The following is a 13,305-nucleotide window of genomic DNA, read 5'->3' as shown; positions in this document are numbered from 1 at the left end:
CGTGGGACGACGGGGGCACGGAACTCCCGCTCCACGGTGGCCTAGTCTGGTCGGGTGACGACGCCCGAAGACGACGCGACCCGCCCCGAGGCCCCGCTGGAGCGCGCCGTACGGGCAGCCGAACAGGCGCTGATCGAGTACGAGATCGCGCTCGAGACGTTCCGCGTGGAGGTCGAGAACTTCTCCCGTCTCCACGAGCGGAAGCTCGGCCCGCTCTACGGCCGCCTGGAGGAGCTGGACGCCCGGATCCTGGAGGCCAGGGCCGCCCGCAGTGGCGACCCGGACGACCGGCGCCGCGCGGAGGAAGCCCGGGCCCGCCTCGCCCCGATCCCCGGCGTCGAGGAACTGCTGCACGGCTGGATGGACGACAGCGGCCTGTTCCCCGAGGCCGTGGCCATGCTCACCGAGCAGGCGGTCCGGCCCCCGCAGCGGGTCCGCCCCAGCGACGAGGCCCGCAAGCTCTACCGGGACCTGGCCCGCAAGGCCCATCCCGACCTGGCGCAGGAGGAGGCGGAGCGCTCCCGGCGCGAGGAGTTCCTCACCCGCGTCAACGCCGCCTACGCCCGCGGCGACGAGGCGGAGTTGCGCGAGCTCGCCCAGGAGTGGGCCGCAGGGCCGGAGCTGAAGCGTGGACCGAGCCGCGCCGAGGAGCTGTACGCCCGCCTGGAATGGCTCGCCCAGCGCAAGGAGATGCTGTCCCTGCTCGCCAAGGAACTGGAGGACAGCGCCATCGGCCATATGCTCCAGCTGTCCCCGGACGACCCGGACCGCCTCCTGGAGGAGATCGGCCAGGGGCTGCTCGCACAGGTCACCGAGCGCGAGACGGAACTGGCCGCACTGCTCGGCCAGGGGAAGGACGGGAGCGGGGGCTGACCTCTGGCCCTGCTGGACCTTGCCCCTGCTGGATCCGTGCCCCGCCTGCCTCGTCCTGACTGTCCCTCCGGGTGGTTCCGGTAGCGTCGGGCGCATGAGTTTTGGAGCTGGTGTGCCCACGGTCGAGGTCGCGGACCTCAAGGACGGCGACTTCCTGCTGGACGTCCGGGAGGACGACGAGTGGAAGGCCGGTCACGCCGAAGGAGCGCTGCACATCCCGATCAGCGAGTTCGTCACCCGGTACGGCGAGCTGACCGAGGCCGCGCCGCAGAACGGCCGGATCAACGTGATCTGCCGCTCCGGCGGCCGTTCCGCCCAGGTCACGATGTACCTGGCCCAGCAGGGCGTCGACGCCGTGAACGTCGACGGCGGCATGCAGGTGTGGGAGGCGTCGGGCCGTCCGGTCGTGACGGACGACGGGCAGCCCGGCTTCGTCCTCTGAGGACCCGGGGCCTCGCGGCCTCGCGTCCCCGCAGCTCCCGGGCTGCTCCCTGTTGCCGGTGTACGCGCCGGTCGTGCCAGCACGCGTCCTCCAGTCCGGCGCAGGGTGGGCGGGCACGGCCTGGTCTCGTACGGCCGGCGTCGACATAGAACGAGTTCCAGAAAAAGAGAAGGGGCGTACGGGCGGGCGCCGTAAGGTGTCCCTCCTGTGGCCGACCGGCCGGGGCGCCCTGTGGACGACCTGCGGGGCCCCCTGTGGACGACTTGCGGGGCCCCTTTGGACGGCCTGCGGGGGTCCCCTTTGGACCAAGGGGACTGCCGTGCCCGGGCAGACGTGGGCGCCGTACGGTCGGCTTCCGCGGTGTGGCGACGGCCACGGTCCGGACCGGGGGCGGGGGGCTGTGCGCGGGTGTGCGTCCTGAGTACCGTTCCGGTGCCGACGCCGCGCGAGGCGCGCGGGCGGTGCGACGCCCCGCGGCCGGGCAGACGGAACGACGGACCGGGATCGGGACACGGACCGGGATCGGGATCGGGAACGGGGCGGAATGGACGCGTACGACGAGGGCTCGGACTCCCGGCGCGCGCCGGGCCGGCCCGGCGCCCCGCACGGACCCGGCCCCCGGGGCGTTCCGCGGCCCCCCGTCGAGCCGGGTTCCTCTGCCGAGCCGGGGTCGCCTGTCGAGCCGGGGTCGCCTGTCGAGCTGGGGTCCTCTGCCGAGCCGGGGTCGCCTGCCGAGCCGGGGTCGCCTGTCGAGCCGGGGTCGCCTGTCGAGCCGGGGTCCTCTGTCGAGCCGGGGTCGCCTGTCGAGCCGGGGTCCTCTGCCGAGCCGGGGCCACCCACCGACCCGCGCCGCGCTGTCGATCTGCGGCCCCCCACCAACTCGCAGCCGCCCGTGGCCCCGGGGCCACCCACCGACCCGCGCCCTCCTGTCGATCTGCGGCCCCCCACCAACCCGTGCCTGCCCGTCGCTCCGAATCCGCCCGTCGCCCCGAATCCGCCCGTCGCGGTGGCCCCGGACCCCCACGGTGAGCCCCGTAGCGGCATCGCCGTGCTGTCCTTGCGCTACCGGCTCGCCGTCGCGCTGGCGCTGGCGGTCGTCGGGGGCGTCGTCTGTGTGCACCTCGGGATGACGTTCCTGCACGTCGCGCCCCCGAACACGGTCACCCGGGAGCACGGCGGGACCGTGGACGACTGGATCTACCCTGAGTTCGAGCAGAACTGGAAGCTCTTCGCACCGAACCCGCTGCAGCAGAACATCTCGATCCAGGTCCGCGCCTCGGTGCGCGGGACGGACGGCATGACGGTCACCACCGGCTGGTACGACCTGTCAGCCGAGGACGGCCGGGCCATCGACGGCAATCCGCTGCCCAGCCACACCCGGCAGAACGAGCTGCGCCGCGCCTGGGACTTCTTCGTCGCGACCCATGACGGCGAGAACCGGCCGGTGGGCCTGCGCGGCACCCTCTCCGAGTCCTATCTGCGCCGCATCGCGGTGCTGCGCCTGGACCGCGAGGACGCGGTGCGGGCCACGACCGGGGGCGCCGGTGTCCTGGAGCGCATCCAGTTCCGCTCCCGCACCACCAACGTGCCCCCGCCCGAGTGGAGCCGCGAGGAGGTCGGCACCACACCGTCCCACCGCGAGCTGCCGTGGTGGACGGTGCCGCGCGACGAGGCCGGGGGACGCGTGCGGTGAACCGCTTCTCCCTGGCCGTCTCGCGCGGTATCGCCCGCGTCACCGAGACCGCCCTCGGCCCGTACCAGACGGCCATCGTCCGTATCGGCTTCAGTGCCACCTGGCTGCTGTTCCTGCTGCGCGAGCTCCCGCACCGCCATGAGCTCTACGGTCCCGACGGCCCCTGGAACTGGGAGCTCGCCTCCCAGCTGATCACCACGAACCGTGCCTTCACCGTACTGATGTGGGCACAGGGCGACGTCTGGTTCGAGATCGTCTACGCGTGCGCCGTCCTCAGCAGCGCCCTGCTGCTGCTCGGCTGGCGCACCCGCACCATGTCGGTGCTGTTCATGGTCGGCGTGCTGTCGCTGCAGAACCGCAGCGTCTTCATGGGCGACGGCGGCGACAACGTGCTGCACCTGATGTCGATCTACCTGGTGTTCACACGGTGCGCCCGGGTGTGGTCGCTGGACGCCCGGCGGGCCGCGCGGAACCGGGAGGCACACGCGCGGGGCGAGCCGGTCACGGACCGGACGGGCCCCGTCCTGTGGGGCGTGCTCGGGTTCGTGCTGGTCGCGACGACCCTGGCCGGCCGGATGGACGGTGACGACCTGCTGATACCCGCCGTGCTGTGGACGGTGTGGCTGGCGCAGGGACTGTGGTGGCTGGTGGGGCGCCGCGCGCGGACCGGTGAGCCGCGGATCGTGCTCGACGTCGTGGCGAACGTCGTGCACAACGGCGCCCTGCTCGTGATCATGGCCGAGGCCTGCCTGATCTACGCGACGGCCGGCTGGTACAAGATCCAGGGCTCCCGCTGGCAGGACGGCACCGCCGTCTACTACCCGCTCCAGCTGGAGTACTTCTCGCCCTGGCCGGTCCTCGCCGACCTGCTGTCCGCCAGCGGCACGATGGTGATGCTCGTGACCTACGGGACGGTCCTGGTGCAGGTCGCCTTCCCCTTCACGCTGCTCAACCGGCGGGTGAAGAACGTCCTGCTGGCCGTCATGATCACCGAGCACGCAGTGATCGCGGTCGTCCTCGGCCTGCCGTTCTTCTCGCTCGCGATGATCGCGGCGGACGCGGTGTTCCTGCCGACCTCCTTCCTGCGCCGCCTCGGCGGCCGAAGCGCACGCGCGCGTGACCGCGTCCTGCGCCGCGCCCGGCCCGTCCCGCTGCCCGGGCAGCGCACCCACGAGAGTCCGCGGGACACGCACGTAGGCTTCGGTGCATGACCGACCCCGTCACCGTCTGGCACCGGCTCGCCGGTGACGCCGTCCTGCTCGACGGCTTCCACGCCCTCAAGCACGCGCTGCGCTTCGGCGCCGAGGTGCCGGTGGCGGTCACCGCGGACCGGCAGGCCGCCCTCGCCCTGGCCGGGGAACTGGCCCCGGACCTGCGCGACGGGCTGGCCGCGCTCCTGACGGAGGTCCCGCACGCGACGTACGCCTCGCTCGTGCCGCGCCCGCACCCCACCGCCGTGGCCGCGCTGGCCGTGCGCCCGTCGCGCGAGTCGAACCTGGCCCGGCTGGGGCACACGCCCCGTACCGCCCCGGTCGTGGTGCTCGACCACCCGCGCAACCTCGGCAACGCGGGGGCGGTGATCCGCCTGGCCGCCGGTTTCGGGGTGACCGGCGTGGTGACCACCGGGACGCTCGACCCCTGGCACCCCACGGTCGTACGGGGCGGTGCCGGCCTGCACTTCGCCACCGCCGTGGAACGGCTGGACGTGCCCGACCTGCCGCCGGGCCCCGTCTTCGCCCTGGATCCGGAGGGCGACGACCTCCGGGCCGTCGGGCTCCCGGACGACGCCGTCCTCGCCTTCGGCTCCGAGCGCACGGGCCTGTCGGCCCCGCTGCGGGACAGGGCCGACCACCTGCTGTCGCTCCCGATGCGCCCGCAGGTCTCCAGCTACAACCTGGCGACCAGTGTGGCCATGACCCTGTACCACTGGAGCTGCGGAACGCCCCGTCAGGGGCGCGGGGAACCGCGCGAACAGCCACGGACGACCCGCGGCCGCACGGCGACCCGCACCCCGGGCTCCTAGCCCTCCCGGCGCACCTCGACGACCCGGAACCGGTTGGCGACGAAGGCCCCGTCGCACAGCGCCGCACTGGCCGCCGGGTTGCCGCCCGAGCCGTGGAAGTCGGAGAACGCCGCGGTCTGGTTCACGTACACCCCGCCCGTCAGGTTCAGCGACAGCTGGGCCGCCTCCTCCAGGCAGACCTCCTGCACGTCCTGCTCGACCTCGGCGTCGGTCGTGTACGCCCCGACGGTCATCGCGCCCTTCTCCCGGATGGTGCGCCGCAGCAGCTCCACCGCGTCCGCCGCCGAGTCGACGGAGACGGCGAAGGACACCGGACCGAAGCACTCGCTCATGTACGCGGCCTCGGCGTCCGGCTTCGCACCGTCCAGCTTCACGATCACCGGCGTGCGCACGACCGCGCGGGGGAAGTCCGGGTTGGTGATCTCGCGGGAGGCCAGGGCGACTTCGCCCAGTCCCGCGGCGGCCTCCAGCCGGGCCTTCACGTCCGGGTTGACGATCGCGCCCAGCAGGGCGTTGGCCCGGGCGTCGTCGCCCAGCAGCCCGTCCACGGCCCGGGCGAGGTCGGCGACGACCTCGTCGTAGGACTTGGGGCCCTGGTCGGTGGAGACGCCCTCGCGCGGGATCAGCAGGTTCTGCGGGGTCGTGCACATCTGGCCGCTGTAGAGGGACAGCGAGAACGCCAGGTTGGAGAGCATGCCCCTGTAGTCGGACGTGGAGTGCACGACGACCGTGTTGACGCCGGCCTTCTCCGTGTAGACCTGCGCCTGGCGGGCGTTGGCCTCCAGCCAGTCGCCGAACTCCGTCGAGCCCGTGTAGTCGATGATCCGGATCTCGGGGCGCAGCGCGAGCGTCTTGGCGATGCCCTCGCCGGGCCGCTCGGCGGCCAGCGCGACCAGGTTCGGGTCGAAGCCGGCCTCCGCGAGCACCTCGCGTGCGACCCGCACGGTGAGGGCGAGCGGCAGCACCGCGCGCGGGTGGGGCTTGACCAGCACGGCGTTGCCCGTGGCGAGGGATGCGAACAGGCCCGGGTAGCCGTTCCACGTCGGGAAGGTGTTGCAGCCGATCATCAGGGCGATGCCGCGGGGGACCGGCGTGAACTGCTTGGTCATCGCCAGCGGGTCGCGCTTGCCCTGGGGCTTGGTCCACTCCGCCGTGTCCGGCGTGCGCACCTGCTCCACGTACGCGTACGCCACCGCCTCCAGGCCGCGGTCCTGCGCGTGCGGGCCGCCCGCCTGGAACGCCATCATGAACGCCTGGCCGGAGGTGTGCATGACCGCGTGCGCGAACTCGTGCGTCCGGTCGCTGATGCGCTTGAGGATCTCCAGGCAGACCACCGCGCGCTGCTCCGCGCCGGCGTCCCGCCAGGCCCGCTGCCCGGCCTTCATGGCGGGCAGCAGCACGTCGAGGTCCACGTGCGGGTACGTCACGTTCAGGTCGATGCCGTACGGGGAGGTCTCACCGCCCACCCAGTCGTCCGTGCCCGGCTGGCCGAGGGCCATGCGGGTGCCGAGCAGCGCGTCGAAGGCGGTCTTGCCCGCCGCCGCGTCCAGGCTGCCGTGCTCCCCGTAGGCCTTCGGGTGCTCGGGGTGCGGGGACCAGTAGGCGCGCGTGCGGATCGCTTCCAGCGCCTGGTCGAGGGTGGACCGGTGCCGGGCGATCAGCTCGTGCGCCGAGAGTGCGGCGGTCATGGGTGACCATCTCCTCGTCTCAAGAACTCCTCGTAGAGTTCATGACCTGGGCGGAAACCTGGGCAGGAACACTCGGACAGAGCTAGAGTAACCGAACGATCGGTCGGTTCAAGGGGGTCCGCCGCATCTGTGGAAAACCCCGTGCGGGAGGATCGCGCACATGACAGCACTCGACCTCAGCAGCCCCGTGGCCGTCGTCGGCACCGGCACCATGGGCCAGGGAATCGCCCAGGTCGCGCTGGTCGCGGGCCATCCGGTACGGCTGTACGACGCCCTCGCGGGCCGGGCCCGCCAGGCGGCCGACGCGATCGGGGCCCGGCTGGACCGGCTCGTCGAGAAGGAGCGGCTCAGCGCCTCCGACCGCGACGCCGCCCGGGCCCGGCTGCTGCCCGCCGAGACCCTCGCCGAGCTCGCCGACTGCGCCCTGGTCGTCGAGGCGGTCCTGGAGCGGCTGGACGTCAAGCAGGAGCTGTTCCGGGCGCTGGAGGACGTCGTCGACGGCGACTGCCTGCTCGCCACCAACACCTCCTCGCTCTCCGTCACGGCCATCGGCGGCGCCCTGCGCTCCCCCGGCCGCTTCGTCGGACTGCACTTCTTCAACCCGGCACCGCTGCTGCCGCTGGTCGAGGTCGTCTCCGGCTTCGCCACCGACGTCACGTACGCCACGCGCGCGTACGAGACCGCCCGCGCCTGGGGCAAGGCGCCGGTCGCCTGCGCGGACACCCCCGGCTTCATCGTCAACCGCATCGCCCGGCCTTTCTACGCCGAGGCCTTCGCGGTGTACGAGGCGCAGGGCGCCGACCCGGCCACCGTCGACGCCGTGCTGCGCGAGTCGGGCGGCTTCAGGATGGGCGCGTTCGAGCTGACCGACCTGATCGGCCAGGACGTGAACGAGTCCGTCACGCGGTCGGTCTGGGAGTCCTTCTTCCAGGACGTGCGCTTCAGCCCGTCCCTCGCCCAGCGCCGCCTGGTCGAGTCCGGCCGGCTGGGCCGCAAGACCGGCCAGGGCTGGTACGACCACGGGGACGGCGCCGAGCGCCCCGAGCCGGACACGGCGGAGCCGCGGCAGCCGCCCGCCCATGTCGTCGCCGAGGGCGACCTGGGGCCGGCCGGCGAGCTGCTCGCGCTGATCCGCGAGGCGGGCATCGAGGTCCACGAGGAGGACGAGGACGACGGCACCCGCCTGGTGCTGCCGAGCGGCGGACAGCTGGCCCTCGCCGACGGGCAGACCTCCGTGGAGTTCCGGGACGTCGTCTACTTCGATCTCGCCCTGGACTACCGCAGGGCGACCCGGATCGCCCTGTCCGCCTCCCAGGACACCGCCCCGCAGACCCTCGCCGAGGCCGTCGGCCTCTTCCAGGCGCTCGGCAAGAAGGTCAGCGTGATCGGCGACGTGCCGGGCATGATCGTCGCCCGCACGGTCGCGCGGATCATCGACCTCGCGCACGACGCGGTCGCCAAGGGCGTCGCCACCGAGGAGGACGTCGACACCGCGATGCGCCTCGGCGTGAACTACCCGCTCGGCCCCTTCGAGTGGAGCCGCCGGCTCGGCCGCTCCTGGGCCTACGCCCTCCTGGACGACCTGCACCTGCGCGACCCCTCCGGGCGCTACGCGCCGTCCCTCGCGCTGTACCGCCACGCCCACGCCTCCGACCCGCGGGAGGGCACCGCCCCATGACCACCGCCAAGCGCGACACGTACACGCCGGACACGCTGCTGTCCGTCGCCGTCCAGGTGTTCAACGAGCGCGGCTACGACGGCACCTCCATGGAGCACCTCTCCAAGGCGGCCGGCATCTCCAAGTCCTCGATCTACCACCACGTCACCGGCAAGGAGGAGTTGCTGCACCGGGCCGTGAGCCGGGCGCTGGACGGCCTGTTCGGGATCCTCGACGAGGAGCACGCGCGCGTGGGGCGCGCCGCCGAGCGGCTGGAGTACGTCGTGCGGCGCATGGTCGAGGTGCTCATAGCCGAACTGCCCTACGTGACGCTGCTGCTGCGGGTGCGCGGCAACACCGGCACCGAGCGGTGGGCGCTGGACCGGCGCCGCGACTTCGACCACCGGGTCACCGGCCTGCTGAAGGCCGCGGCCGCCGAGGGCGACGTGCGCGGCGACATAGAGGGCAGGCTGGTGACCCGGCTGGTCTTCGGCATGATCAACTCGATCGTCGAGTGGTACCGCCCGGACGGCCGCGGCATGAACGAGCGCGAGGTGGCCGACGCGGTGGTGCAACTGGCCTTCGGAGGCCTCCGGAAGAGCGCCTGAGTCAGCCCTGCGGCTCCAGGTCCTCCTCCTCGAACACCAGCAGCGTGCGCGTGCTGAGGACCTCCGGGATCGCCTGGAGCCGGGTCAGGACCAGCTCGCGCAGCGCGCGGTTGTCCGACACGTGCACCAGCAGCAGCACGTCGAAGTCCCCGCCCACCAGGGCGATGTGGGATGCGCCGGGCAGCTGTCTGAGCTGTTCGCGGACCGTGCGCCAGGAGTTCTGCACGATCTGCAGGGTGACGTACGCGGACGTCCCCTGACCTGCCCGCTGGTGGTTGACGCGGGCGCCGAAGCCGCGGATGACGCCGTCCTCGACGAGCCGGTTGATGCGGGCGTAGGCGTTCGCGCGCGAGACATGGACCCGCTCGGCGACCGACCGTATCGAGGCGCGGCCGTCCGCCTGCAGCATGCGCAGGATGTCCTCGTCGATGGCGTCCAGCGGCCGGGGCGGCGGCAGCGTACCGGCGTCGTCCTGGCTGTCGGCCATTTGTTCAGATGCCACCCGCGCCACCCTCCCCGCCATGGACGTACTGCGTCCATCTCAGGGTGTGGAGAACCGTTTGTCCACAGCCGGGGGCCACCCGTAGCCAAAATGCGCCGACGACCGAACAATCGGTAGGTGAGGCGGGTCACAGCCGACCCGCCTCCGTAGCCGCTCCCACGAGGAGGTGCCGTCATGACGGTCATGGAGCAGCGGGGCGCGTACCGGCCGACCCCGCCGCCCGCCTGGCAGCCCCGAACCGACCCCGCGCCGCTGCTGCCCGACGCGGAGCCGTACCGCGTCCTCGGCACCGAGGCCGCCGCGAAGGCCGACCCGGAGCTGCTGCGGACGCTGTACGCCCAGCTGGTGCGCGGTCGCCGCTACAACGCGCAGGCCACCGCGCTGACCAAGCAGGGCCGCCTGGCCGTCTACCCCTCCACCACCGGCCAGGAGGCGTGCGAGATCGCCGCCGCCCTGGCCCTGGAGGAGCGCGACTGGCTCTTCCCGAGCTACCGCGACACGCTCGCGGTCGTGGCCCGGGGCGTGGACCCCGTCGAGGCGCTGACGCTGCTGCGCGGCGACTGGCACACCGGCTACGACCCGCGCGAGCACCGGGTCGCCCCCCTGTCCACCCCGCTCGCCACCCAGCTGCCGCACGCCGTGGGCCTGGCGCACGCCGCCCGCCTCAAGGGCGACGACGTGGTCGCGCTGGCCATGGTCGGCGACGGCGGCACCAGCGAGGGGGACTTCCACGAGGCGCTGAACTTCGCCGCCGTCTGGCAGGCCCCGGTGGTCTTCCTGGTGCAGAACAACGGCTTCGCGATCTCCGTGCCGCTCGCCAAACAGACCGCGGCCCCGTCGCTGGCCCACAAGGCCGTCGGCTACGGCATGCCCGGCCGCCTGGTCGACGGCAACGACGCCGCCGCCGTGCACGAGGTCCTCTCCGGCGCCGTGGCGCACGCCCGCGCGGGCGGCGGCCCCACCCTCGTCGAGGCGATCACCTACCGCATGGACGCCCACACCAACGCCGACGACGCCACCCGCTACCGCGGCGACGCCGAGGTCGAGACCTGGCGCGAGCACGACCCGATCCGGCTGCTGGAGCGCGAGCTGACCGCACGCGACCTGCTCGACGAGGCCTGCATCGAGGCCGCCCGCCAGGACGCCGAGACGATGGCCGCCGCCCTGCGCGAGCAGATGAACCAGGACCCGGTCCTGGACCCGATGGACCTGTTCACCCATGTCTACGCCGAGCCCACGCCCCAGCTGCGCGAGCAGCGGGAGCAGCTGCGGGCCGAGCTGGAGGCCGAGGCCGAGCCGGAGAGGGGCACGCACCGATGACCACCGTCGCCGTCAAGCCGGCCACCATGGCCCAGGCCCTCACGCGCGCACTGCGCGACGCGATGGCCGCCGACCCCGCCGTGCACGTCATGGGCGAGGACGTCGGCACCCTGGGCGGCGTCTTCCGCGTCACCGACGGACTCGCCGAGGAGTTCGGCGAGGACCGCTGCACCGACACCCCGCTCGCCGAGGCGGGCATCCTCGGCACCGCCGTCGGCATGGCCATGTACGGCCTGCGCCCGGTCGTCGAGATGCAGTTCGACGCCTTCGCCTACCCGGCGTTCGAGCAGCTCATCTCGCACGTCTCCCGCATGCGCAACCGCACCCGCGGCGCGATGCCCCTGCCGATCACCATCCGCGTCCCCTACGGTGGCGGCATCGGCGGCGTCGAGCACCACAGCGACTCCTCCGAGGCGTACTACATGGCGACTCCGGGGCTCCATGTCGTCACGCCCGCGACCGTCGCCGACGCCTACGGGCTGCTGCGCGCCTCCATCGCCTCCGACGACCCGGTCGTCTTCCTGGAGCCCAAGCGGCTGTACTGGTCGAAGGACTCCTGGAACCCCGAGGAGCCCGCGCCCGTCGAGCCGATCGGCCGCGCGGTGGTGCGCCGCACCGGCCGCAGCGCCACCCTCATCACGTACGGGCCGTCCGTGCCCGTCTGCATGGAGGCGGCCGAGGCGGCCCGGGCCGAGGGCTGGGACCTCGAAGTCGTCGACCTGCGCTCCCTGGTGCCGTTCGACGACGAGACGGTGTGCGCCTCGGTGCGGCGGACGGGACGCGCGGTCGTCGTCCACGAGTCGGGCTCCTTCGGGGGCCCGGGCGGGGAGATCGCGGCCCGGGTCACGGAGCGCTGCTTCCACCATCTGGAGGCGCCGGTGCTGCGGGTGGCCGGGTTCGACGTCCCGTATCCGCCGCCGATGCTGGAGCGCCACCACCTGCCCGGCGTGGACCGGATCCTGGACGCCGTGGGGCGTCTGCAGTGGGAGGCCGAGGGCTGATGGCACAGGTGCTGGAGTTCAAGCTGCCCGACCTCGGTGAGGGGCTGACCGAGGCGGAGATCGTGCGCTGGCTGGTCGAGGTCGGTGACGTCGTCGCCATCGACCAGCCGGTCGTCGAGGTCGAGACGGCCAAGGCGATGGTCGAGGTCCCCTGTCCCTACGGCGGTGTGGTCACGGCCCGCTTCGGCGAGGAGGGCACGGAGCTGCCCGTCGGCGCGCCGCTGATCACGGTCGCGGTGGGCGAGCAGGCGGCGCCGGGCGCCGAGTCCGGGGCCGACGGCGGCGAGACCGAGGGCTCGGGCAACGTCCTGGTCGGTTACGGCACGTCCGAGGCACCGGCGCGGCGACGCCGGGTCAAGCGCGGACAGCCGGCGGCCGGTACGCCCGGCACGGTCGACGGCCGGGCCGACGGTGCCGCGAGCGCGGTGAACGGCCGATCCGGCCTCGCGGGGACGGCCGGCCCGCGAGCCGCCGCCCCCGCGGCCGTGGAACCGCAGCCCGCGGCACCCCGGGCCGAGGACGGGCCCGTCCCGGTGATCTCTCCCCTGGTGCGCCGCCTGGCCCGGCAGAACGGCCTCGACCTGCGTGAGCTGACCGGCTCCGGCCCCGACGGCCTGATCCTGCGCGCGGACGTCGAGTACGCCCTGCGCGCGGCCGGCCAGGGCACCCGGCAGGCTCCCCGACGCGCCCCGTCCCCCGCACCGGCGGCCCGGCCCGCCGCGACCACGGCCCCCGGCGAGATCCGTACGCCGCTCAAGGGCGTCCGCGGCGCCGTCGCCGACAAGCTGGCGCGCAGCCGCCGCGAGATCCCGGACGCCACCTGCTGGGTCGACGCGGACGCCACGGAGCTGATGCGGGCGCGGGCGGCGATGAACGCGGCCGGGGGACCGAGGATCTCGCTCCTGGCCCTGCTGGCCCGGATCTGCACGGCGGCGCTGGCCCGCTTCCCCGAGCTCAACTCCACGGTGGACGCGGAGGCCGGGGAGATCGTCCGGTTCGACCACGTGCATCTGGGCTTCGCCGCCCAGACCGACCGGGGGCTCGTCGTCCCGGTCGTCCGGGACGCGCACGCGCGCGACGCCGAGTCGCTGACGGCCGAGTTCGCCCGGCTCACGGAGGCGGGCCGGGCAGGGGCGCTGACCCCGGCGGACCTGACCGGCGGCACCTTCACGCTCAACAACTACGGCGTGTTCGGCGTGGACGGCTCCACCCCGATCATCAACCACCCCGAGGCCGCGATGCTCGGCGTCGGCCGCATCGTCCCCAGGCCGTGGGTGTACGAGGGTGAGCTGGCGGTGCGGCAGGTGGTCCAGCTCTCGCTCACCTTCGACCACCGGGTGTGCGACGGCGGCGTGGCCGGCGGCTTCCTGCGGTACGTCGCGGACTGCGTGGAACAGCCGGCGGTGCTGCTGCGGACGCTGTGATCCGGTCCTCCCGCGAGCGGCTGCCCGTGGTCGCGTCGCTTCCCCCGCGTTCCGTGTGATCGCGGGCGGCACGC

12 protein-coding genes are annotated in these 13,305 nt (G+C 73.4%); 10 read left to right on the top strand and 2 right to left on the bottom strand.

All coding sequences use genetic code 11. The annotated features are described in order from the left end of the window. Positions 1 to 54: 54 nt before the first annotated feature. From ACFW6P_RS27755 to ACFW6P_RS27735, 5 genes are all read left to right on the top strand, one after another. A complete protein-coding gene (locus ACFW6P_RS27755) occupies positions 55 to 873 on the top strand; it encodes a hypothetical protein (protein ID WP_386425194.1) in 819 nt (272 codons plus the stop codon). A gap of 112 nt (positions 874 to 985) precedes the next feature. Next, positions 986 to 1,315 carry a rhodanese-like domain-containing protein gene (locus ACFW6P_RS27750; protein WP_386359199.1) on the top strand — a complete coding sequence of 110 codons (330 nt, stop codon included), beginning with the start codon at positions 986 to 988 and terminating at the stop codon, positions 1,313 to 1,315. An 862-nt stretch (positions 1,316 to 2,177) separates the two neighbouring features. Continuing rightward, on the top strand, positions 2,178 to 3,008 hold the full coding sequence (locus tag ACFW6P_RS27745; protein ID WP_386425214.1) for a DUF5819 family protein: 831 nt from the start codon (positions 2,178 to 2,180) through the stop codon (positions 3,006 to 3,008). Beyond that, positions 3,005 to 4,219: an HTTM domain-containing protein gene (locus ACFW6P_RS27740; RefSeq protein ID WP_386425191.1), complete on the top strand. Its 1,215-nt coding sequence runs from the start codon at positions 3,005 to 3,007 to the stop codon at positions 4,217 to 4,219. The genes ACFW6P_RS27745 and ACFW6P_RS27740 overlap by 4 nt, the downstream gene beginning before the upstream one ends. Continuing rightward, positions 4,216 to 5,031 carry a TrmH family RNA methyltransferase gene (locus ACFW6P_RS27735; protein WP_386359147.1) on the top strand — a complete coding sequence of 272 codons (816 nt, stop codon included), beginning with the start codon at positions 4,216 to 4,218 and terminating at the stop codon, positions 5,029 to 5,031. Before ACFW6P_RS27740 ends, ACFW6P_RS27735 begins: the two co-directional genes overlap by 4 nt. Here the strand turns inward: ACFW6P_RS27735 and paaN are convergent. Then, positions 5,028 to 6,719, bottom strand: coding sequence for a phenylacetic acid degradation protein PaaN (paaN, locus tag ACFW6P_RS27730; protein ID WP_386425189.1), 1,692 nt, complete (start codon positions 6,717 to 6,719; stop codon positions 5,028 to 5,030). The genes ACFW6P_RS27735 and paaN overlap by 4 nt on opposite strands. 160 nt (positions 6,720 to 6,879) lie before the next feature. On the opposite strand from paaN, the gene ACFW6P_RS27725 reads away from it, so the two are divergent. Next, a complete protein-coding gene (locus tag ACFW6P_RS27725; protein WP_386425186.1) occupies positions 6,880 to 8,397 on the top strand; it encodes a 3-hydroxyacyl-CoA dehydrogenase in 1,518 nt (505 codons plus the stop codon). Then, on the top strand, positions 8,394 to 8,984 hold the full coding sequence (locus ACFW6P_RS27720) for a TetR/AcrR family transcriptional regulator (RefSeq protein ID WP_386359140.1): 591 nt from the start codon (positions 8,394 to 8,396) through the stop codon (positions 8,982 to 8,984). The genes ACFW6P_RS27725 and ACFW6P_RS27720 overlap by 4 nt, the downstream gene beginning before the upstream one ends. Position 8,985: 1 nt before the next feature. Here the strand turns inward: ACFW6P_RS27720 and ACFW6P_RS27715 are convergent, their stop codons facing one another. Continuing rightward, entirely contained in the window at positions 8,986 to 9,471 is a 486-nt protein-coding gene (locus ACFW6P_RS27715; protein ID WP_386359195.1) for an Lrp/AsnC family transcriptional regulator, read from the bottom strand. 189 nt (positions 9,472 to 9,660) lie between these two features. Between ACFW6P_RS27715 and pdhA the strand changes: the two genes are divergently transcribed. Genes pdhA through ACFW6P_RS27700 form a run of 3 tightly spaced genes read left to right on the top strand, consistent with a single transcriptional unit; the run spans position 9,661 to position 13,231 of the window. Then, entirely contained in the window at positions 9,661 to 10,806 is a 1,146-nt protein-coding gene (gene pdhA / locus ACFW6P_RS27710) for a pyruvate dehydrogenase (acetyl-transferring) E1 component subunit alpha (protein WP_386425184.1), read from the top strand. After that, on the top strand, positions 10,803 to 11,807 hold the full coding sequence (locus tag ACFW6P_RS27705) for an alpha-ketoacid dehydrogenase subunit beta (protein WP_386425181.1): 1,005 nt from the start codon (positions 10,803 to 10,805) through the stop codon (positions 11,805 to 11,807). Before pdhA ends, ACFW6P_RS27705 begins: the two co-directional genes overlap by 4 nt. Further along, on the top strand, positions 11,807 to 13,231 hold the full coding sequence (locus ACFW6P_RS27700; protein WP_386359134.1) for a dihydrolipoamide acetyltransferase family protein: 1,425 nt from the start codon (positions 11,807 to 11,809) through the stop codon (positions 13,229 to 13,231). Before ACFW6P_RS27705 ends, ACFW6P_RS27700 begins: the two co-directional genes overlap by 1 nt. Positions 13,232 to 13,305 lie beyond the last annotated feature (74 nt).

Source organism: Streptomyces sp. NPDC058741, from assembly GCF_042746715.1.
In the GTDB taxonomy this organism is placed as follows: domain Bacteria; phylum Actinomycetota; class Actinomycetes; order Streptomycetales; family Streptomycetaceae; genus Streptomyces.
Note: the sequence above shows the minus strand (reverse complement) of the source record. Positions and strands in the feature narration are given on the sequence as shown.